At 76.4% G+C, this 19,375-nt stretch carries 18 protein-coding genes and 1 pseudogene; 13 read left to right on the plus strand and 6 right to left on the minus strand.

What is annotated here, in order from left to right; genetic code table 11:
- Position 1: 1 nt before the first annotated feature.
- Both IF23_RS0108340 and IF23_RS0108345 read left to right on the plus strand, forming a co-directional pair.
- Positions 2-457, plus strand: a complete 456-nt coding sequence (locus IF23_RS0108340) for a DUF4442 domain-containing protein (RefSeq protein WP_030281431.1) — start codon at positions 2-4, stop codon at positions 455-457.
- A gap of 182 nt (positions 458-639) precedes the next feature.
- The gene (locus IF23_RS0108345; RefSeq protein WP_030281433.1) at positions 640-1,293 is read left to right on the plus strand and encodes a DedA family protein; all 654 of its coding nucleotides are present in this window, start codon (positions 640-642) and stop codon (positions 1,291-1,293) included.
- 52 nt (positions 1,294-1,345) lie between these two features.
- Here the strand turns inward: IF23_RS0108345 and IF23_RS0108350 are convergent, their stop codons facing one another.
- Positions 1,346-1,555, minus strand: coding sequence for a hypothetical protein (locus IF23_RS0108350; RefSeq protein WP_030281435.1), 210 nt, complete (start codon positions 1,553-1,555; stop codon positions 1,346-1,348).
- Positions 1,556-1,778: 223 nt separating this feature from the next.
- Between IF23_RS0108350 and IF23_RS0108355 the strand changes: the two genes are divergently transcribed.
- The 4 genes from IF23_RS0108355 to IF23_RS0108370 all read left to right on the plus strand — a co-directional run bounded on the left by IF23_RS0108355 (position 1,779) and on the right by IF23_RS0108370 (position 5,061).
- Positions 1,779-2,729 carry an SDR family NAD(P)-dependent oxidoreductase gene (locus tag IF23_RS0108355; RefSeq protein WP_030281437.1) on the plus strand — a complete coding sequence of 317 codons (951 nt, stop codon included), beginning with the start codon at positions 1,779-1,781 and terminating at the stop codon, positions 2,727-2,729.
- Positions 2,730-2,898: 169 nt separating this feature from the next.
- Positions 2,899-3,429, plus strand: coding sequence for a gamma carbonic anhydrase family protein (locus tag IF23_RS0108360; protein ID WP_030281439.1), 531 nt, complete (start codon positions 2,899-2,901; stop codon positions 3,427-3,429).
- Between the two features lie 92 nt (positions 3,430-3,521).
- Positions 3,522-4,292 carry an acyltransferase gene (locus IF23_RS0108365; protein WP_037677710.1) on the plus strand — a complete coding sequence of 257 codons (771 nt, stop codon included), beginning with the start codon at positions 3,522-3,524 and terminating at the stop codon, positions 4,290-4,292.
- Positions 4,293-4,503: 211 nt separating this feature from the next.
- Positions 4,504-5,061, plus strand: a complete 558-nt coding sequence (locus IF23_RS0108370) for a YbaK/EbsC family protein (RefSeq protein ID WP_030281444.1) — start codon at positions 4,504-4,506, stop codon at positions 5,059-5,061.
- 6 nt (positions 5,062-5,067) lie between these two features.
- Here IF23_RS0108370 and IF23_RS0108375 read toward each other — a convergent pair whose 3' ends face one another.
- The 3 genes from IF23_RS0108375 to IF23_RS0108385 form a co-directional block, all read right to left on the minus strand.
- Entirely contained in the window at positions 5,068-5,562 is a 495-nt protein-coding gene (locus IF23_RS0108375) for a GNAT family N-acetyltransferase (RefSeq protein ID WP_030281446.1), read from the minus strand.
- A gap of 51 nt (positions 5,563-5,613) precedes the next feature.
- Positions 5,614-6,021 (minus strand): CoA-binding protein, encoded by a 408-nt coding sequence (locus tag IF23_RS0108380; RefSeq protein WP_030281448.1) that lies wholly within the window; start codon positions 6,019-6,021, stop codon positions 5,614-5,616.
- Positions 6,022-6,210: 189 nt separating this feature from the next.
- The gene (locus tag IF23_RS0108385; RefSeq protein WP_030281450.1) at positions 6,211-6,990 is read right to left on the minus strand and encodes a type VII secretion system-associated protein; all 780 of its coding nucleotides are present in this window, start codon (positions 6,988-6,990) and stop codon (positions 6,211-6,213) included.
- Positions 6,991-7,223: 233 nt separating this feature from the next.
- Here IF23_RS0108385 and IF23_RS0108390 point away from each other — a divergent pair, with 233 nt between their 5' ends.
- The 3 genes from IF23_RS0108390 (at position 7,224) to IF23_RS0108400 (ending at position 12,254) form a co-directional block, all read left to right on the plus strand.
- The gene (locus tag IF23_RS0108390; RefSeq protein WP_030281452.1) at positions 7,224-7,850 is read left to right on the plus strand and encodes a YigZ family protein; all 627 of its coding nucleotides are present in this window, start codon (positions 7,224-7,226) and stop codon (positions 7,848-7,850) included.
- Between the two features lie 130 nt (positions 7,851-7,980).
- Positions 7,981-9,147: an exonuclease SbcCD subunit D gene (locus tag IF23_RS0108395; RefSeq protein WP_030281457.1), complete on the plus strand. Its 1,167-nt coding sequence runs from the start codon at positions 7,981-7,983 to the stop codon at positions 9,145-9,147.
- Positions 9,144-12,254, plus strand: coding sequence for an AAA family ATPase (locus IF23_RS0108400; protein WP_030281459.1), 3,111 nt, complete (start codon positions 9,144-9,146; stop codon positions 12,252-12,254). Before IF23_RS0108395 ends, IF23_RS0108400 begins: the two co-directional genes overlap by 4 nt.
- Positions 12,255-12,284: 30 nt before the next feature.
- Here the strand turns inward: IF23_RS0108400 and IF23_RS32480 are convergent.
- Positions 12,285-12,513, minus strand: a pseudogene (locus IF23_RS32480) (GNAT family N-acetyltransferase); the annotation flags it as partial.
- Between the two features lie 185 nt (positions 12,514-12,698).
- Between IF23_RS32480 and pqqB the strand changes: the two are divergent.
- The 4 genes from pqqB to IF23_RS0108420 all read left to right on the plus strand — a co-directional run bounded on the left by pqqB (position 12,699) and on the right by IF23_RS0108420 (position 17,300).
- Positions 12,699-13,613, plus strand: a complete 915-nt coding sequence (pqqB, locus tag IF23_RS0108405; RefSeq protein ID WP_030281461.1) for a pyrroloquinoline quinone biosynthesis protein PqqB — start codon at positions 12,699-12,701, stop codon at positions 13,611-13,613.
- Between the two features lie 199 nt (positions 13,614-13,812).
- A complete protein-coding gene (locus tag IF23_RS0108410; RefSeq protein WP_037677712.1) occupies positions 13,813-14,976 on the plus strand; it encodes a sensor histidine kinase in 1,164 nt (387 codons plus the stop codon).
- 4 nt (positions 14,977-14,980) lie between these two features.
- The gene (locus IF23_RS0108415; RefSeq protein WP_030281465.1) at positions 14,981-15,631 is read left to right on the plus strand and encodes a response regulator transcription factor; all 651 of its coding nucleotides are present in this window, start codon (positions 14,981-14,983) and stop codon (positions 15,629-15,631) included.
- Positions 15,632-15,728: 97 nt separating this feature from the next.
- Entirely contained in the window at positions 15,729-17,300 is a 1,572-nt protein-coding gene (locus tag IF23_RS0108420; RefSeq protein ID WP_078653859.1) for an alpha/beta hydrolase, read from the plus strand.
- Between the two features lie 55 nt (positions 17,301-17,355).
- Here the strand turns inward: IF23_RS0108420 and IF23_RS0108425 are convergent, their stop codons facing one another.
- The gene (locus tag IF23_RS0108425) at positions 17,356-18,855 is read right to left on the minus strand and encodes an amidase (RefSeq protein WP_051739419.1); all 1,500 of its coding nucleotides are present in this window, start codon (positions 18,853-18,855) and stop codon (positions 17,356-17,358) included.
- Between the last annotated feature and the right edge of the window lie 520 nt (positions 18,856-19,375).

Here is a 19,375-nt window from a genome sequence, read left to right on the forward strand (position 1 = left end):
CATGTCTTCCGAGCCCCTGCCGTCCATCGGCGCGATGATGGCGGCCTCCGTGCCGATGGTCCGCACCCTCAACCTCGAATTCACCGAGACCACGCCCGAGCGCGCCGTCGTCCGGCTGCCCGATCAGCCCGCCTTCCACAACCACGTCGCCGGACCGCACGCCGGGGCGATGTTCACCCTCGCCGAGTCCGCCAGCGGCGCCATCGTGATGAGCGCCTTCGGCTCCGAGCTGCACCGCGCCGTCCCGCTCGCCGTCGGCGCCGAGATCGGCTACAAGAAGCTCGCGATGGGCCCCGTCACCGCCACCGCGGAGCTGGGCCGCCCCGTCGCCGAGGTGATCGCCGACCTCGACGCCGGGCAGCGCCCCGAATTCCCCGTGAACGTCACACTCACCCGCGAGGACGGCGCGGTGACCGGTGAGATGTCCATCGTCTGGACTCTCCGCCCGAACAACTGATCCCGCCTTCACCTCTCCTTCCGGACGTTCCCCGGCGCGTGCGCGACCCCGCCCGCGCGCCGGGGTGTCGAGTACGCTTCCCAGGCGCGCCCATCCGGGCGCGCCGGGGGAATCGGATGCACCGGCTTCGGTGACACCGGCAGCGGCCCACGGGGGCCCGACACCATGCGGAGGAAGCGGCTTTGCACATCCAGGAGTGGCTGGCGACGGTACCGGCCATCAGCGTGTACCTCCTGGTCGGAGTGGTCATCGGGGTGGAGAGCCTGGGCATTCCGCTGCCGGGTGAGATCGTCCTCGTCAGCGCGGCGATCCTGGCCGCCACCCAGGACCACATCGACCCCTTCGTACTGGGTGCCTGCGCGTCGGCCGGTGCGATCATCGGCGACTCGATCGGCTACCTCATCGGCCGCAAGGGCGGGCAGCCGTTGCTGGACTGGGCGGGCCGCAAGTTCCCCAAGCACTTCGGGCCCGACCATGTCGCGATGGCCGAGGAGAAGTTCCACAAGTGGGGCATGTGGGCGGTCTTCATCGGCCGCTTCATCGCCCTGCTGCGGATCTTCGCCGGTCCGCTGTCGGGCGTCCTGAAGATGCCGTACTGGAAGTTTCTGATCGCCAATATCCTCGGCGGCATCGTCTGGGCCGGTGGCACCACCGCCCTCATCTACAGCGTCGGCGTGGTCGCCGAGGCATGGCTCCAGCGCTTCTCCTGGCTGGGCCTGGTCGCCGCCCTGCTCTTCGGCGTCGGCTCGTTCCTCCTCATGAAGCAGCGCGCCAAGAAGGCCGCCGCCGCCCGCGAGGCGGCCGAGGAGAAGCCGGTCGGCGCCTCGACCGACTGACCCGTCCTCGTCTCTCCCGGCCCGGTGGCTGCTGCCGCCGGGCCGGTGGCGTTCAGCGGGTGAACCAGATCTCCGGCCCGCCCTCGCGCCACTCGCAGATCCCCGCGTCGTCCCAGATCAGATCGGCCGCCGGGAACCCGGCGCGGCGCAGGATGGCGGCGATGTCGCCCGGCCGCCGGGCCCGCCCGACGTCCTGCCCGTGGAGCGTGACGCGCCGCCCGCCCGAGCAGGGCGGGTGCACGATGACGGGTGCGCGTCGCATGGCCCCAGCCTGCCCGCCGCCCCTCTTGATCGCATGCCGGGGGTACGGGCCGGGTGACCGTGCGTGAGGACGGCCCGCCCGCCCTCCGGGGCGTCACCGACGGGGGTCGGACGTCTGTCGGCGGCGCGGGCGAGCTGTCGGCAGTGTGTCGGTGCCGACTGCGATCTTGAGGGGACCGGTGCTCCCCGCGAGCACACCGTCCCGAGCCGAGGAGCCCGCCATCGTGTCCACCGCATCCCGGAGCCGACCCTGGGACGTGCACCGGCTCCCGTCGGCCGAGGACAGCACCTTCCTGGTCACCGGCGGCAACGCCGGGATCGGCTACTTCGTCGCGGAACAGCTCGCCGCCACCGGCGCCGTCGTCGTCCTCGGCAGCCGGGACCGGGCCAAGGCCGACGCCGCCACCGCGTCGATCCGCTCCCGGGTCCCCGGCGCCCGGCTGCGCCACCTTCCGCTGGACCTCGCCGATCCGCAGTCCCTGGAGACCGCCGCGGACAGGCTGGAGCTGGACCGTCTCGATGCGGTGGTCCACAACGCGGGGATCGCGCTCGACGACCCGCCGCGCCGGGAGACCGCCGACGGCCGGGAGCTGATGTTCGCCACCAACCACCTCGGCCACTTCGCGCTCACCCGGTGGCTGGCGCCCCTGCTGTCCGCGGCACCGGCCGCCCGCGTCGTGACCGTCGGAAGCTTCGCCGCCCGGTCCGAGCGGCTGGACCTGGACGATCTCCAGTCGGACCGGGACTACCGGCCCAAGCGCACCTACGGCCGGTCGAAGCTGGCGCAGATGTGCTTCGGCTTCGCCCTCGACCGGCGGCTGCGCGCGGTCGGCAGCACGGTGATCAGCGTCGTCGCCCACCCCGGCGGCGCGCTGGACGGACTCACCCCGTCCCGCCCGGCGGTCCGGGTGACCACCCCTGGCGAACGGCTGCGCGCCCTGCCCGCCGGACTCCTGGTGCAGGGCAAGGAGGCCGGGGCGTGGTCCGTGGTCCGCGCGGTCCTCGACCCGGAGGTGGCGGGCGGGGACCTCTGGGGCCCGAAGGTCTTCGGGCTGCGGGGCGCCCCACGGCGGGAGCCCGTCCCCGCGCACATGACCGACCCGGCCACCGCCGACCGCCTCTGGACGCTCAGCAGCGAACTGGTCGGCACCGACCCGGGCCTGGGCTTCCGGTAGCCCCGCGGCGGCACCCGGGGCGGCCGCCCGGCGGGCCCACCCGCCCCGCGGGACATCCGCCCGCCGTGGCCGCGCCGGGTCCGCCGCCGGGCGAGGCCGCCTGACGCGCCGTCCGTCCCGTCGCCTACTGTGCACCCGGCGCGATCCGCACGGACGAAGGAGAACGGTAATGGCGCAGGGCGCACTCATCGCGGGCGTGGGCAACACCGCACCGGTCGTCGACCCGGAGGCGTTCACCGCCCCGACCTCGGTCGTGCTGGGGGAGGTGGCCCTCGCCGCCCGGGCGAGCATCTGGTACCAGGCGGTGCTGCGCGCCGACTGCGGCCCGATCACCGTCGGCGCCGGCAGCAACATCCAGGACAACTGCACCGTCCACGTCGACCCCGGCTTCCCGGTGACCGTCGGCGCCGGGGTCTCCGTCGGCCACAACGCCGTACTGCACGGCTGCACCGTCGAGGACGACGTCCTGATCGGCATGGGCGCCACCGTCCTCAACGGCGCGCACATCGGCGCCGGTTCGCTGATCGCCGCGCAGGCGCTGGTGCCCCAGGGCATGGTCGTCCCGCCCGGTTCGCTGGTCGCCGGGGTCCCCGCCAAGGTCAAGCGGGAGCTGACCGACGAGGAGCGCGACGGCATCAGGCTGAACGCCGCCGTCTACCAGGACCTCGCGGATTCCCACGCCGCCGCGTTCACCGACTGACCCACGGCCCCGACCGCACCGCCGCCGGTCTGGGGTGAAGATCACAGGGGCGGGCGCGACCGGGCGCCCGGCGCGCTGAGTACGGTGTGCGAGTGGTGTCGAACAAGAACGTGTTCTCCTCCCTCGCCGCCTGGCGGCGCCGGGCCGCTTCGCGCGCCGTGCACCGCGGGACCCGGTGGATGAGCCGGGCGGGCGCGGTCACCGCCGAGCGCCCCGGACCGTACCGCTTCCGCGCCATCGGCCCCGGCACCCGCCTCGCCTTCCCGCAGGGCACGGTCTTCGGCGATCCCTGGATAGCGATGGGCGAGCACTGCATCATCGCCCAGGACGTCACCCTCACCGCCGGGATGATGCCCGACCTCGACCTGGGCCCCGACCCGATCCTCACCCTCGGCAACGGCGTCGTCCTCGGGCGCGGCAGCCATGTCATCGCCGACGTCCCGCTCACCATCGGCGACGACTGCTTCTTCGGCCCGGGCGTCTACCTCACCACCACCAACCACAGCTACGACGACCCCGAGGTGCCCGTCGGCAAGCAGTGGCCGCGCAGCGCACCGGTCAGCATCGGCCCGGGCAGCTGGATCGGCACCGGCGCGGTCATCCTGCCCGGCGCCCGGCTCGGCCGGAACGCGGTCGTCGCGGCGGGCGCGGTGGTCCGCGGCGAGGTCCCCGACCACGCCGTCGTCGCCGGGGCCCCGGCCCGTGTCGTCCGCCGCTGGGAGGCGGCCTCCGGCTGGCAGCCGCCGCTGCGCACCCCGGCGCCCGTCCCCGTGCCCGAGGGCGTCACCCCCGAACAACTCGTGGCCCTCTCCGCCCTGGAGACCCCGCCCGAGCCCGAGGGCGGCACGCCGACCACCGGGTGAACGGCGCCCGCGACGCATTGACGCGCCCGCCCGGCTCCCGACCGGAACCGCTCTCCGGCGGGCCGCGCCGCGGACCCGGCGGCACGGGCTCCCGCACCCGGACCGCCCACCGCGCCCGTCTCCGGCGGAACGCCCGTCGCCCCGGCTCCCGTCCCGCCCACGCAGTGAGACGCGGGGCCGAACCTCCGTGTCCGGCTGTTAACTTGGCGCCATGCCCGTGCCCATGGATGCCTTCTCCGATGTCCGGCCCGCCGTCGACCGCCTGGACCTGCTCGCCGCCCCCGTCGCCGCCGCCCTGCGCGCCTGGAGCGGTTCGGTGCCCGTGGAGGAGATCCGCTACGTCGACACCGACCCCGACATCGCCGACACCGCCGTCCTCGTCGCCCACCACGGCGCGTGGCTGCTGGAGCAGTCGGCGAACTGCGTGGTCGTCGCCGGGAAGCGCGGCGGGGAGACCACCCTCGCCGCCTGCCTCGTGCTCTCCCACACCCGCGTCGACGTCAACGGCGCCGTCCGCCGCCAACTCGGCGCCCGCAAGGCGTCGTTCGCGCCCATGGACACCGCCGTCGGCGACAGCGGGATGGAGTACGGCGGCATCACCCCCATCGGGCTGCCCGCCCACTGGCCGCTGCTCGTCGACGCCGCCGTCGCCGACACGCCCTACGCGCTGATCGGCAGCGGCAGCCGCCGCGGCAAGCTCATCGTCCCCGGCAAGGCGCTGGCCGAACTCCCGCACGCCACCGTCCTCGACGGCCTCGCGACCGCCTGACCCGGCTCAGCCGCCCGCCCGCCACGACCGCAGATCCAACGAGAGCGCGGTCGAGTGCGGCCCGAACCCCAGGCTGCGGTAGAGCGGTTCGGCGACATCGGTGGCGTGCAGATCGACCCGGCTCACCCCCAGCTCCGCGAACCGGTCCAACAGCGCCTCCATCACCGCCCGCGCGTACCCGCGGCCCCGGTGGCGCTCGTCCGTGCAGACGCTGAAGACGAAGCCGCACCGGCCCAGGGGGTGCCCGGGCGCCGGAAGCCGCTCCTCGACCGTGCCGATCGCGCACGCCGCCAGATACGGCGCCCGCGCCCCGGACGGGCCGTCGATCACATACGCCACGAGCGAGTCCGAGGGCTCCGCCAGACGGCGCCGCGACGCCACCTCGGCGTCGTGCTCCCAGGGCCCGGGATCGTCCCGGCCGGTCATCGCGGTGAACATGGCACGGCGCAGCCGGACCAACTCGGCGGCGTCCTCGGGAACGGCAACACGTGGCGTGATCATGCCCGGACGCTACCGCCCGCCCCGGGCGGCGTCACCACCTCTCCGCGCGGCTCAGCCCAGGCGCGGGATCTCGATCGCCGGGCAGCGGTCCATCACCATCGCCACCCCCTGGCCGCGCACCCGCTGCCACGCCTCCTCGTCCACCACGCCGAGCTGGAACCACACGCCCTTCGCGCCGATGGCCACCGCCTCGTCCGCCACCGCGCCCGCCCGGTCGGCGGCCACGAACACGTCCACCACATCGACCGGGAACGGGATCGCCGACAGCGACGGATAGCCCTGCTCGCCGTGGACCGTCTCGGCCCGCGGATGCACCGGCACGATCCGCTTGCCGAACCGCTGGAGCGCCGCGGCGACGCCGTACGCCGCCCGGGACGTGTTGTTCGACAGGCCGACCACCGCCCAGGTGTCGCCCCGCTCCGTCAGCAGGCTGCGGATCACCGCTGGATCGCCGTACACGTGCGCCTCCCCGATTCCGTGCCGTCGTGCCGTGGCCGCCCCGGGGCGGGGCGGACGGCCGGGTCCGTACCGACAACGGCCGGGGGCCGCCCGGGATTCCCGCCCGCGTCCGCCGTCCGCGCGGGACCGGGACGGCGAACGCCCCGCCCGAAGGGGAAGACGGGCGGGGCGGGTTCGTGGGGCGGGCCGTCAGGCGGCGCCGCCGCGGGCCCCGCTGCTCGCCATGCCCGCCCGGACGGCGGCGGTCCGGGCCGGCTTCGGCAGGCCGCCGCGCTCACCCGCCTCGCCCTCCCGCACCGGCTCCGCGCCGCCCGCGCCCGTACCGGGACGGCCGATCGCCGCCTCCACCGCGATCCGGCCCGGCGCGCGCTCCGCGACCGCCGCCCGTACCGTGTCCGGCTCCACCAGCATGCTCACCGCGCCCGTCGGATTGACGTACAGCGCGTGTCCGGCGGGCAGGTGCTCCAGCAGTTCCGCCACCGGGCGCCGGTCGACCAGCAGCCGCCCGACCGCCTCCAGATGGTCCTCGGAGGTGTAGACGGGCACCACCGGTGTGCCCTCCGGCGACGCCGCGGGCAGCGGTGCGCCCGCCGCGGTCACCAGGTACGACACCTCGGCGTCCGCCAGCGTCCGGGCCACCTCGGGCACCGGCCCGTACCCCGTCGCCGCCAGCTGTACGGCCTGGTCGACCGGGTCGGTCGGCTCGGCCCAGTCCAGCATCTGCGGGGACGGCCGGTACTCCGGGTTGTCCCGCCAGTCCTCGATCTCGCCGGTCGGCCCCGACCGCCACTGCCCGATCACCGACCAGAGCGGCGGCGGGCCCTCGCCCGTCCATGTCAGGTCGACCATGGCCAGCCAGTGGTCCGGCGCCTCGCGGGCCGCCTCGACCACCTCCGGCGGCGGTTCGGGCATCGCCTCGCCCGTCACGGGCACGCCCGCCGCCAGCGTCGTGTGTGTGTTGTCGTCCATGAAGCCCTCCGCCGACCCTACGGTTCTGGGTGCACGAGCGGGCCCCGCGCACGAGGCCGTCGCCCCGGCCACAGTGCCCACGGGCGGCCCCCGCGTCCGTCCGACGCACCGCAACACCCGCCCGGATACGCCGCCTGGACGTGCCGTGGGCCCCCGGACGGCGGACAACCGCCCCGCACCTCCGTACGACGGCCGGTGACCGGGCCCGCGGTGCCGCCGCATAGGCTGGGGCGATGCAGGAGCAGTACCGGACCCTCGCCCACGCCGGGGTGCACGAGATCGAGATCAACAAGTCCCGCTTCCTCTGCGCCCTCGCGCCCGTCGCGACCGAGGCCGAGGCACAGGACTTCATCGCGGCCGTCCGCAAGGAGCACCCCACCGCCCGCCACCACTGCTACGCGTACGTCCTCGGCGCCGACGGCGGCGTCCAGAAGGCCAGCGACGACGGGGAGCCGGGCGGCACCGCCGGTGTTCCGATGCTCCAGATGCTGCTGCGCCGCGAGATGCGCTACGTCGTCGCCGTCGTCACCCGCTACTTCGGCGGCATCAAGCTCGGCGCCGGGGGCCTGATCCGCGCCTACGGCGGCGCCGTCGGCGAGGCCCTGGACACCCTCGGCACGGTCGTCCGCCGCCGCTACCGCCTGGTGACCGTCACCGTCGACCACCAGCGGGCCGGAAAGCTGGAGAACGATCTGCGGGCCACCGGGCGCACCGTACGGGAGGTCACCTACGGCGCCGACGTCCGGATCGAGGTCGGGCTGCCCGAGGCGGACGTCGAGGCGTTCGGCGCCTGGCTGGCGGACAGCACCGCCGGGACCGCCGTCCTGGAGCTGGGCGGCGAGGCGTACGGCGAGGCGTGAGCGGGGCCGCACCCACCCGGGCGGCCGGGCGCACCCCGGGAGCCTGGGAGGATGTCCGGGTGACTGCGGACCGGCGTGGCCGCCTCGGGGCGGCCGGTGAGGGAGTGACGATGCGGACGGGAGCGGCGTGGTGAGGCTGCTGCACACCTCCGACTGGCACCTGGGGCGCTCCTTCCACCGCGTGAGCCTGCTCCCCGCGCAGCGCGCCTACCTGGACCATCTCGTCGAGACCGTCACCGCCCGGGAGGTCGACGCGGTCCTCGTCGCCGGTGATGTCTACGACCGGGCGGTGCCGCCGCTCGCCGCCGTCGAACTCTTCGACTCCGCGCTGCACCGCCTCGCCGCGCTCGGCGTCCCCACCATCATGATCTCCGGCAACCACGACTCGGCCCGCCGCCTCGGCGTCGGCGCCGGGCTGATGGAGCGCGGCGGCGTCCATCTGCGCACCGACCCGGAGCGCTGCGGCGAACCGGTCCTGCTCGACGACGCCGACGGCCCGGTCGCCTGCTACGGCCTGCCCTACCTCGAACCGGCCCTGGTCCGCGACAGCCTCGGCGCCGGGCGCGCGGCCCACACCGAGGTGCTGGGCGCCGCGATGGACCGGGTCCGCGCCGACCTCGCCGCCCGGCCTGCCGGTACCCGCTCCGTCGTCCTGGCGCACGCCTTCGTCACCGGCGGCGAGGTGAGCGACAGCGAGCGGGATCTGACCGTCGGCGGCGTCGCCTCGGTGCCCGCGGCGGTCTTCGACGGCGTCGACTACGTGGCGCTGGGCCATCTGCACGGCTGCCAGACGCTGACGGAGCGGATCCGCTACTCCGGCTCCCCGCTCGCCTACTCCTTCTCCGAGGCGACGCACCGCAAATCGTCCTGGCTGATCGACCTCGGCGCGGACGGCGCCGTCACGGCGGAGCGCGTCGACGCCCCCGTCCCGCGCCCGCTGGCCCGGCTCCGCGGCCGTCTGGAGACGCTGCTGACCGACCCGGCAGCGGAGCGGCACGCGGAGCACTGGGTGGAGGCGACCCTCACCGACCCGGAGCGCCCGGCCGAGCCGATGGCGCGGCTGACGGAGCGCTTCCCGCACATCCTCGCCCTCGCCTTCGACCCGGACGAGGGCCCGGCCGCCACCTTCGCCTCGTACGCCCAGCGGGTGCGCGGGCGCGGGGACCAGGAGGTCGCCGAGGACTTCGTGGAGCATGTGCGCGAGGGGCGGGCGGCGGACGACGGGGAGCGGGCGGTGCTGCGCGCCGCGTTCGAGGAGGTCCGGGTGTACGAGGCGGCGGAAGAGGTGGCGCCGTGAGGCTGCACCGGTTGTCGGTCACGGCGTTCGGACCGTTCGGCGGCGCCCAGACCGTCGACTTCGACCGGCTCTCCCGCGACGGTCTGTTCCTGCTGCACGGCCCCACCGGCGCGGGCAAGACCTCCGTCCTGGACGCGGTGTGCTTCGCGCTGTACGGCTCGGTGCCCGGCGTGCGGCAGGCCGGGCAGGCGCTGCGCAGCGATCTCGCCGACCCGTGGACGCCGACCGAGGTGGTCCTCGAACTGACCGTCGCCGGACGCCGGTTGGAGATCACCCGGCTGCCCGAGCAGACCCGCCCGAAGAAGCGCGGTACGGGCACCACGCGGGAGAAGGCGCAGAGCCGGTTGCGGGAGTACGTGCCCGGGCCCGGCGACGGCGGCCGGTGGAAGGCGCTGAGCCGGTCGCACCAGGAGATCGGCGAGGAGATCGCCGGGCTGCTCGGTCTGAACAAGGAACAGTTCTGCCAGGTCGTGCTGTTGCCGCAGGGCGACTTCGCGCGCTTTCTGCGGGCCGACGCGGAGTCCCGGGCGCGGCTGCTGGGCCGCCTCTTCGACACCCGCCGCTTCGCCGCCGTCGAGGAGCGGCTGGCCGCCCGGCGGAAGGCCGCCGCCGAGCAGGTCCGCGGCGGCGACGAACGGCTGCTGGCGCTCGCCCACCGCGCGGCCGAGGCCGCCGGGGGCTGCCCGGACCTCGCGGCGCTGCCCGCACTGCCGACCGGCGCCGCGACGGGCACCGTCCCGGCCGCGCGGAAGCCGGGCGGCGCGGTCCGCCGGGCGGCACCGCAGGCGGCCCCGGACGCCCCGGGTGTGGGCGAGCCCGGGTTCGCCGCGTCCGTCCTCGTCCGGCTGGCGGTGGCGCGGGCCGCGGCGCGGGAGCGGCTGACCGTGGCCGCCTGCGCGGAGCGCTCGGCCGAGGAGACGGAGCGGGCCGCCGCCCGGGCGTGGGAGGAGGCGCAGGAGCGCGACCGGGTGCGGCGCCGCCTCGCCGAGGCCCGGGCGCGCGCCGAGCGGCTGACGGAGACGGCCGCGGCGGACGCCCGGGACCGGGAGCGGCTGGCGGCGGCGGGCCGCGCCGCGGAGGTGGCGCCGGTGCTGGCGTGGTGCGCGACGGCCCGGCGGGAGGCGGAGGCGGCGGGCGCCGCGGAGCGCGCCCGCCGCGCCGAACTGCCCGCCTCCCTCGCGGACGAGATGCCGGACCGGCTCGCGGCGCGGGAGCACGCGGAGCGGGAACAACTCGGCACCCTGGCCGCGGCCCGCCGCGCCGAGGAGCGCGTCGCCGCGCTGACCGCCGAACGCGAGGCGTCGGAGCGGGAGGGCGCCGCCGACGAGGACGCGGTGGCGGAGTGCGCGGAGTGGCTCGACGGCTGGGAGGCGCGCCGCGGCGCCCTCCAGGAGCGGGTGGAGCGCGCCCAGGAGGCCGTGGGGCGCGCGCAGGCGCTGGAGGCGGCGGTGGCCACGGCGCGCGAGCACGCCGCGGCGGCCCGGCGCCGGGACGAGCTGACGGACCGCCTGGAGCGGCTGCGCGGCGCCGCCCTGGCCGCACGGGAGCGGTCCGCCGCGGCGCACGAGCGGTGGCTGGAGCTGAAGGACCGGCGGCTGCGGGGCGTCGCCGCCGAACTGGCCGCCGCGCTCCGCGACGGCGCCCCGTGCGCGGTCTGCGGCGCGACGGAACACCCCGGGCCCGCGCAGCCGGGGGAGGGACACGTCGGCCGCGCCGAGGAGGAGGCCGCGCTCACCGCGTACCGCGAGCGCGAGGAGGCGTACCGCACCGCGGAGGGCCGGGTGCGCGAGGTCCACGGTGAGCTGTCCGCCGCCGTCGCCACGGCCGGGGACGCCCCGGCCGCCGAACGCGCCGCCCACGCCGAGGAGTTGGCCGCCGGATACGCCGAGGTGCGCGCGGTGGCGGCCGGGGTGCGGCCCGCACGGGAGGCGCTGGCGGTCGCGGAGCGGGAGGCCGAGCGGCGCCGTACGCAGCGGCAGGACGCCGAGCGCCGGATCGCGGCCCGGCTCTCCCGCCGCGAGGCGCTGGAGGCCGAACGGGCCGCGCTCCACGACGAGGTGACGCGGGCCCGTGGGGAGTGCGCGAGCGTCGCGGAGCGGGCCCGGCGCGGTGAGCGGCGGGCCGCGATGCTGGCCGCCGCCGTGGAGGCGGCGGGCGCCGCCCGTACCGCGGACCGGCGGCTGGCGGAGGCCGGGGCGGCGCGCGCCGACGCCGTTGCCGCGGCCGGATTCGCCGACGTCGCCGGGGCGGTGGCCGCGCAGCTGCCCGAGGCGGCCCGGCGGGAGCTGGCCGAACGGGTCGCCCACCGGGAGGCGGAAGCCGCCGCGGCCACCCGCGAACTGGCCGACGCCGAGGCGGCGGCCGCCACCGTCGCGACGGACGCGGAGACCGATCCGGCCGCCGCACGCCGCGCCCTGGAGGACGCCGGACGGCGGCTGCGCGCGGCGGTCGCGGCCCGCACGGGGGCCCGGGACCGCTGCGCCGCACTGGACCGCCTCTCGCAGCGGGCGACCGCCGAGGCCCGCCAACTCGCCCCGCGCTACGCGGAGTTCGGCGTGGTCGGCGGCGTCGCCTCACTCGTCGCCGGTACCTCCGGCGAGAACGTGCGCCGGATGCGGCTGGAGTCGTACGTCCTGGCCGCCCGGCTGGAACAGGTCGCGGTGGTGGCGGGGGAGCGGCTGCAGCGGATGTCCGGTGGCCGCTACACCCTGGTGCACACGGACGCGCGCAGCGCCGGGGCGCGCCGCTCCGGACTGGGGCTGCGGGTGATCGACGCCTGGACGGGCCGCGAGCGGGACACCTCCAGCCTGTCGGGCGGCGAGACGTTCTACGCCTCGCTCGCCCTCGCGCTGGGCCTCGCCGACGTGGTCACCGACGAGGCGGGCGGCACCCGGCTCGACACCCTCTTCATCGACGAGGGCTTCGGCAGCCTCGACGAACAGAGCCTGGACGAGGTGCTGGACGTCCTGGACGGACTGCGGGAACGCGACCGCAGCGTCGGCATCGTCAGCCATGTCGCGGACCTCAAGGGCCGCATCCCGGCCCAGCTGGAGGTCGTGAAGGACCGGGCCGGATCGGCGGTACGCCACCGGGGCGTGGGCGGGTAGGCCGGGCGGGCCGGTCTGCCGCGGGCGGGTGAGGTCGCGCCGGTACCAGGTGCCCCGGCCTGCCGCCGAGGTCGTCCGGGTCCGCCGGGTCGACCGGCAGGAAACCGGCCTTGACCAGCACCTTCCGGGACGCGACATTCCCGTGGGAGACGGCCGCCCGCAGGGTGTGCAGCCCGTACCGCTCCGCCGCCTGACCGCACAGCTCCCGTACGGTCGCGGTCGCCACGCCGTGGCCCGCGACGTGCCGGGCGACCCGGTAGGGCGGGCCGGGACCCGGCCCGTGCCGCCAACTGCCCGCCTCGGCAGGTGTGTTCGCCCCCGCCGTTCCGGGGGAGATTCCCCGACGATCACAGGAGCCCGCCGCGCCCGCGGCGGTCTCCGGCGTTCCGGGCGCGCGACCGTCGCCCGGAACCCTGCACGGTCCGTGCGTCGAGGAGGCTTGCGATGAGGGTGACGTTGCTCGGTACCGCCGCGGGGGGCGGGTTCCCGCAGTGGAACTGCGGGTGTGCGCTCTGCGCCCGGTGCCGCCGCGGGGAGCTGCCGCCCCGCTTCCAGGACTCCGTCGCCGTCAGCGGCAACGGCCGGGACTGGTGGCTGCTGAACGCCTCGCCGGACATCCGCGTCCAGGTGGAGGCGGCACCCGCCCTGGCAGCGGGCCCGGGGCCGCGCGACACCCCGGTGCGCGGCGTCCTGCTGACCGACGCGGAGGTCGACCACAGCCTCGGTCTGGCGGTGCTGCGCGGCGGGGCGGACCTGACGGTGTACGCCGCGCACCCCGTCCACCAGGCGCTCTCCACCGCGCTCCCGCTGCGGGGCCTGCTGGACCGCTACGCGCCCTGGCGGTGGCAGGAGTCCGGATCCGCCGACCGTACGGCCGCCTCCGCCCCGTTCGCCCTGACCGGCGGGCTCACCGCCACCCTGCACCCGGTCGGCACCAAGGCACCGAAGTACGTCACGGAGCCCGCCGCCGGGGTGCCCTGGGTGAGCGCGGTACGGATCGAGGATCCGGCGACCGGCGGGGCGCTGCTCTACGCGCCCTGCCTGGCCACCTGGCCTGACGGGTTCGACGACCTCCTCGCGTCGGTGAGCTGCGCCGTCGTCGACGGGACGTTCTTCGGCGCCGAGGAGTTGGGGCGGGCGGTCCGGTCGCCGGACGCGGGGCAGTCCCTGATGGGCCATCTGCCGGTGAGCGGCCCCGGCGGCACCCTCGCCCGCCTCGCCCGCCATCCGGACCTGCGCCGCCTCTACACCCACTTCAACAACACCAATCCGCTGCTGGACCCGTCGTCCGCCGCCGCGGCCGAGGTACGGGACGCGGGGGTGGAGGTGCCGGAGGACGGGGCGGAGCTGACGGTGTGAGACCCGGAGGACACGCGGCTCCGGCCGGAGCCACACCCCCGTGGTGGTTCCGGACCGGGGCCGCGGCCCGCCCGCGACCGGTCGGCGCCGTGTCCCATGTTGGCGCCCCGCCGACCGGCCGGGCTTCCCCCGCCCGGGGCCGCCGCCTCCCTCGCGCGGGGGAGGCCCGGCGGCGTACGGCGGTGCCAGGATGGCGGCCATGCGCAGGCCGTTCCGTCCGCCGACCCCCGCCAACGTCTGCAGCCGCTGGCTGCACCTGGTGACCGGCGGCATGGTCGCCGTGGTCGCCCTCTTCATCCGGCCGGAGCCGGGCGGGCACGGGCCACTGGAGCTGGTCCGCGCCGCGCTGCTGTCGGTGCCGCCGCTCGTCCTGCTCGGGCTGGTGCCGGTGGTGCGGCTCGCCGAGGGGCTGCAGGCGCGGCTGATGCTCGTCCCCGGGCGGCCCTCGCCCCACCGGGACGCCCGCCGTGCCGAACTCACCGCGGCACCGTCGGCCTCCGCCGCCGATCTGGCCCGTACGGTCTGCTGGCTGGTGCTGCGGGTGCAGACGGGCGCGCTCACCCTGAGCGCCTCGGTGTGGCTGCCCCTCCAGACGGTCCGTCTGGCGGGCCGCGGCGACGGATACGCGCTGCTGGCGCCGCTCCCGCTGCTGGGGCTGGCGGCCGTCGTGGTGGGCGCCGGAGCCCTCGTCGCCGCCGCGGCGCGGTGGCTGCTCGCGCCCTCGGCGGCCGAACGCATCGCCGCGCTGGAGGAGCGTACCGAGCGGCTGATGGAGCACAACCGCCTCGCCCGCGAACTCCATGACTCGATCGGCCACGCCCTCACCGCCGTGGTGGTGCAGGCGGGCGCGGCGCGGGCGGCGGGTTCGGCCGCGTTCACCGGGCAGGCGCTGGCCGCCATCGAGGAGACCGGGCGGCGCGCCCTGGAGGAGCTGGAGGGGGTGTTGGAGGTGCTGCGCGAGGACTCCCCGCAGCCCCGCGACCGTCCGGCGCTCACCGATGCGGCGCGGCTGCTGGACGCCGCCCGGGGCGCGGGGGCGGAGGTGACGGCCGAGGTGTCCGGCCCGCTGGAGAGCGTCGCGGGCCCGGTGTCGCGGGAGGGGTACCGCATCCTCCAGGAGGCGCTGACCAATGTGGTGCGGCACGCCGGACCGGTCCCCGTCACCGTCCGGATCGCCGTGCACGGCGGCACCGTCGAACTGGACATCCGCAACCGGCTGGGCGACGCCGGTCCCGTGTCGGGCAGCGGCCGGGGGCTGCGCGGCATCCGGGAGCGGGCCCGGCTGCTGGGTGGGCGGGCGGAAGCGGGCCCCGATGCGGGAAGTTGGCGGGTCCATGCCCGGCTGCCGGCCGCCGTAGGGTGACGCCATGCCGCTGACCGTGCTTCTCGTCGACGACGAGCCCCTGGTCCGGGCCGGGCTCCGGGCGATCCTCCAGGCGCAGCCGGACATCGAGGTGACCGGCGAGGCGGCCGACGGCGCCGCGGTCATCCCGCTGATCCGCCGACGGCGCCCGGACGTGGTGATGATGGACGTCCGGATGCCGCTGCTCGACGGCATCGAGGCGACCCGCGCGGTGCTGGCCGCCGTCCCGGACCCGCCGAAGATCCTGGTGATCACCACCTTCGAGAACGACGACTACGTGTACGAGGCGCTGCGCGCGGGCGCGAACGGCTTCCTGCTCAAGCGGGCGCACCCCTCGGAGGTGGTCCATGCGCTCCGGCTGGTCGCCGCCGGATCCTCGCTGCTCTTCCCGGCCGCCCTGCGCCGGATGGCGGCCGACCGCACCGATCCGCGCGCCCGCGCCCTGCTGGAGCGCGCCGCGCTGACCGGACGGGAGGCGGAGGTGCTGCGGCTGATGGCCCGGGGCCTGTCCAACGCGGAGATCGCCGCCACGCTGGTGCTGGGCACGGAGACCGTCAAGACCCATGTGAGCGCGGTGCTGGGCAAGTTGGGGGCGCGCGACCGCACCCAGGCGGTGATCACCGCGTATGAGTCGGGGTTCGTCACCCCCGGATAGGCACGCCCCGCGCGGGGCGCCTTCCCCTCCCGCGGGGGAGGCGGTTCCCCCGCGCGGGGGAACCGGAGCCCCGGCCCCGCCCGGCAGAGTGCGGAACATGACAAGGCCACGACCCACCGGGAGAGACCGGGCGGACCGGCGACCGCCGCGCCCGACCGCCACCACCCCGCGCACCACGACCGCCGGACGGTACGTGATCGCCGTCGCCCTGGGAGCCCTCACCCTCGGCGCGGCGTCACCCGCCCCCGCCGCGCCGCCGCCCGCGGACCGGCTCGTCTGGACGCCGTGCGCCCAGCCCGGCGGCCCCGCCGACCAGCGGTGCGCCGACCTGTCCGTCCCGGTCGACCACCGCGCGCCGGACAGCGCCCGCCTCACCCTGCGCGTCACCCGCCTGCCGGGCGACGGACCGGCCGCCCGGCGCGGCGTCCTCCTCGTCGCCCCCGGCGGCCCGGGCGGCTCCGGCGTCGAGGCGCTCGCCCACCGGGGAGCCGCCCTGCGCACGGCGCTACGGGGCGCCTACGACCTGGTCAGCCTCGACCCGCGCGGCGTCGGCGGCTCCGACGGCACCGGCTGCGGACTGCGCCCGGACGACCGGGACGTGCTCGCCTTCCGCGGCTGGCCGGGCCCCGGCGGCGACCTCCACGGCGTCGCCGTCCGCGCCCGCCGCACGGCCGACACCTGCGCCCGCAACGGCGGCGCGGTGGTACGGAGTTACTCCACCGCGAACGAGGTGCGCGACATCGAACGCCTCCGCCGGGCCCTCGGCACCCCGAAACTCTCCCTCTACGGCGTCTCGTACGGCACCTACGTCAGCGCCGCCTACGCCCAGCGCCACCCCGGGCACACCGACCGCACCGTCCTGGACAGCTCCGACGATCCCGATCCGACGCGCGTGGGGCGCGGTTGGAACGCCCGCACCGCGGCCGGTGCCGACGAGCGGTTCCCCGACTTCGCCCGGTGGGCCGCCGACCCGGCCCGCGACGCCGACGGGCTGCGCCTGGCCCGCCACCCGGAGGAGGTACGGCCCCGGGTGCTGGCCCTCGCCGACCGGCTCGACCACGCGCCCCGGGCCACCGACACCCCGCACCATCCGCTCACCGGAAACCTCCTGCGCCAGACCGTCCAACAGGCGCTCACCGACGACGCCGCCTTCCCCTGGGCGGCCCGGCTGATCACCGCCGCCGGGGACCCCGACGCCACCCCCGCGCTGCCGCCGGGGTACGGCACACCGGTGCCGGACCGGGACGCCACGGTGTTCCTGGCGACCCTCTGCAACGATGTGCGCTGGCCCCGCGATGTGCGGCGCTACGCCCGTGAGGTGGCCGTCGACCGGGTGCGGCACCCGCTGACCGCCGGGCAGCCGGTCACCCTCACCCCGTGCGCCTTCTGGCCCGGCGCACCGGCCGACGCCCCCGTGCGCGTCACCCCCGACGGCCCGCCCGCCCTGATGATCCAGAACCTCCGGGACCCGACCACCCCCTACGCCGGTGCCCTGCGGATGCGGGCCGCCCTCGGCGCGCGGGCCCGGCTGGTCACCGTCGACCGCGGCGGCCACGGCGTCTACCTCGCCCACGGCAACGCCTGCGGCGACCGGGCGGTGACCACCTATCTGCGCACCGGCCACCGCCCGGCGTCCGATCTGCGCTGCACGGACGGGCCCGGGACGTGACGGGGCGGGCGGCCGGACCGGCCCCGGCCGCCCGCGCCCCTCCGGAGACCGGTGACTACGCGGAGAACGGGGGCCGGTCGTCCGCCCACGGCGCCGCCGCCTCCAACTGGGCCGCCAACCGGAGCAGTACGTCCTCCCGCCCGTAGGCCGCGACGAGTTGGACGCCGATCGGCAGGCCCTCGGCGTTGCGGTACAGGGGCAGGGAGACGGCGGGCTGGCCGGTGACGTTGAATGGCAGGGTGCAGGCGATGCCCTCGGCGACGCCCGCCACCAGCTCCATCGGCTCCCGCGCGGTCGGCGCGAGACGGCCCAGCGGCAGCGGCGGTGTGGCGAGTGTCGGGGTGAGCAGCACATCGACGTCGTTCTCCCAGAGCGCCGCCACCTCGCGCCCCCACCGCTGCCACATCTGGATGCCGGACAGCCACTGCGCGGCCGTCACCGAGCGGCCCGCCTCCGCGAGCGCCGCGTTCATCGGCTCCAGGTCACCGGGTTCGAGCGGGGTGCCGGTCCGCCGCGACCAGTACGCCACCTCCCAGGCGAGGATGGCGGCGAAGAGGTCCGGCAGCGCTTCGAAGAGGCCGGGGGAGTCCAGGGCGGGCGCCGCCTCCGGCGCGACCCGGTGGCCGAGCCCGTCGAGCAGCCGCGCGGTGTGCTCGACCGCCGCCACACAGTCCGCATGGGCCGGTGCGCCCGCACCCGGCGGCACCGTACGGAACCCGATGCGCAGTGTGCCGGGGTCGGCGCCCACCTCCTCGCGGTAGGGGCGGGCCGGAGCGGGGGCGGTGTACGGGTCGCCGGTCGCCATCCCGGCGGTGGCGTCCAGCACCGCCGCGGTGTCGCGGACCGACCGGGTCAGGACGTGCTCATGCGTCCCCGGCCCCCAGTACTCGCCGAACTCCGGCCCCAGCGACGTCCGGGCCCGGGTGGGCTTGAGGCCGACGAGACCGCAGGCGCTCGCCGGTATCCGGATCGAACCGGCCATGTCGTTGCCGTGCGCCACCGGGACCAGACCCGCGGCGACCGCCGCCGCCGAACCGCCGCTCGACCCGCCGGGGGAGCGGGTCAGGTCCCACGGGTTACGGGTCGGGCCGTAGGCCAGCGGTTCGGTGGTCACGCTGGTGGCCAGCTCCGGGAGGTTGGTACGGCCGCAGATGACGAACCCGGCGGCCCGGAACCGCCGGGTCAGCGTCGCGTCCTGCGGGGCGCGCCAGTCGCGGTCGCGCAGGGCGCGCATCCCGCTGTGGGCCGGGTCGCCCGCGGAGTGGCACAGCGCGTCCTTCAGGAGCAGCGGGACCCCGCGGAAGGGGCCGTCCGGCAGCGCCGCCGACGCCGCCGTGGCGCGGGCCTTCTCGAACAGCGGCGTGATCACCGCGTTGAGCTTGCCGTCGAGCCGTTCGATCCGGGCGATGGCCGCCTCGACCAGCTCCGTCGGCGACACCACACCCCGGCGGACCAGATCGGCCTGCGCCGTCGCGTCCAGCCAGGCGAGTTCGTCGTCCGGTATCCGCGCGCCGCCCGGGGCCCGTCCGTCGCCGGGTGTCTGATGCTCCGTCATCTCTGCCTCTTCTCCTCGCGGTTGTGCCACAGCCCACCGTAGGGACGTGGTGGGGGTGTCCGTCGCGCCGGGCGCGCACGGAGGTGCGCCCGTGGTGTGCCTCCGCGCCGCTGGATTTGCCGTGGTGCCGAAGAGGGATTTCCGGGGCCCGGGGAAAGCGAGTGCATTCCGGTGTGCGCGGTGATCCGTGTGCCGAATGGGGCGGGCGAAGGGAATTCCCGGCGGGGAATATAAAAATATTCTCGGAGCGCCCCGGAGGGTCGTCCGCCGGATTGTGGCGGGCCATTACCGGCGCCAGGGTAATTCTTTATCCACGGCGCGTGGCGCGCCGGTCGATTCGCGCCAATCGAGGGCGCCGCCCCAGTCTTGAAGGTGTGTCACCTCTCCCGGCGGATTGCCTCGTTCGCCCCTGTTTGTACGGGAGAAAGCCGCCCGGTAAGTAGCATTTACATGCTTTATGTGTGGGTGTGGTGAAGGCTTGGGTCCGGGTCGCGCCGCCTCGGGGACGGACGGGATATCC

This window comes from Streptomyces catenulae, from assembly GCF_000718015.1.
Lineage (GTDB): Bacteria > Actinomycetota > Actinomycetes > Streptomycetales > Streptomycetaceae > Streptomyces > Streptomyces catenulae.

Coding starts and splice junctions, on each gene's coding strand:
- IF23_RS0108410 (WP_037677712.1), top strand. CDS start 13,813: ATGCGCAGGCCGTTCCGTCCGCCGACCCCCGCCAACGTCTGCAGCCGC.
- IF23_RS0108415 (WP_030281465.1), top strand. CDS start 14,981: ATGCCGCTGACCGTGCTTCTCGTCGACGACGAGCCCCTGGTCCGGGCC.
- IF23_RS0108340 (WP_030281431.1), top strand. CDS start 2: ATGTCTTCCGAGCCCCTGCCGTCCATCGGCGCGATGATGGCGGCCTCC.
- IF23_RS0108350 (WP_030281435.1), bottom strand. CDS start 1,555: ATGCGACGCGCACCCGTCATCGTGCACCCGCCCTGCTCGGGCGGGCGG.
- IF23_RS0108360 (WP_030281439.1), top strand. CDS start 2,899: ATGGCGCAGGGCGCACTCATCGCGGGCGTGGGCAACACCGCACCGGTC.
- IF23_RS0108425 (WP_051739419.1), bottom strand. CDS start 18,855: ATGACGGAGCATCAGACACCCGGCGACGGACGGGCCCCGGGCGGCGCG.
- IF23_RS0108375 (WP_030281446.1), bottom strand. CDS start 5,562: ATGATCACGCCACGTGTTGCCGTTCCCGAGGACGCCGCCGAGTTGGTC.
- IF23_RS0108370 (WP_030281444.1), top strand. CDS start 4,504: ATGCCCGTGCCCATGGATGCCTTCTCCGATGTCCGGCCCGCCGTCGAC.
- IF23_RS0108390 (WP_030281452.1), top strand. CDS start 7,224: ATGCAGGAGCAGTACCGGACCCTCGCCCACGCCGGGGTGCACGAGATC.
- pqqB (WP_030281461.1), top strand. CDS start 12,699: ATGAGGGTGACGTTGCTCGGTACCGCCGCGGGGGGCGGGTTCCCGCAG.
- IF23_RS0108420 (WP_078653859.1), top strand. CDS start 15,729: ATGACAAGGCCACGACCCACCGGGAGAGACCGGGCGGACCGGCGACCG.
- IF23_RS0108385 (WP_030281450.1), bottom strand. CDS start 6,990: ATGGACGACAACACACACACGACGCTGGCGGCGGGCGTGCCCGTGACG.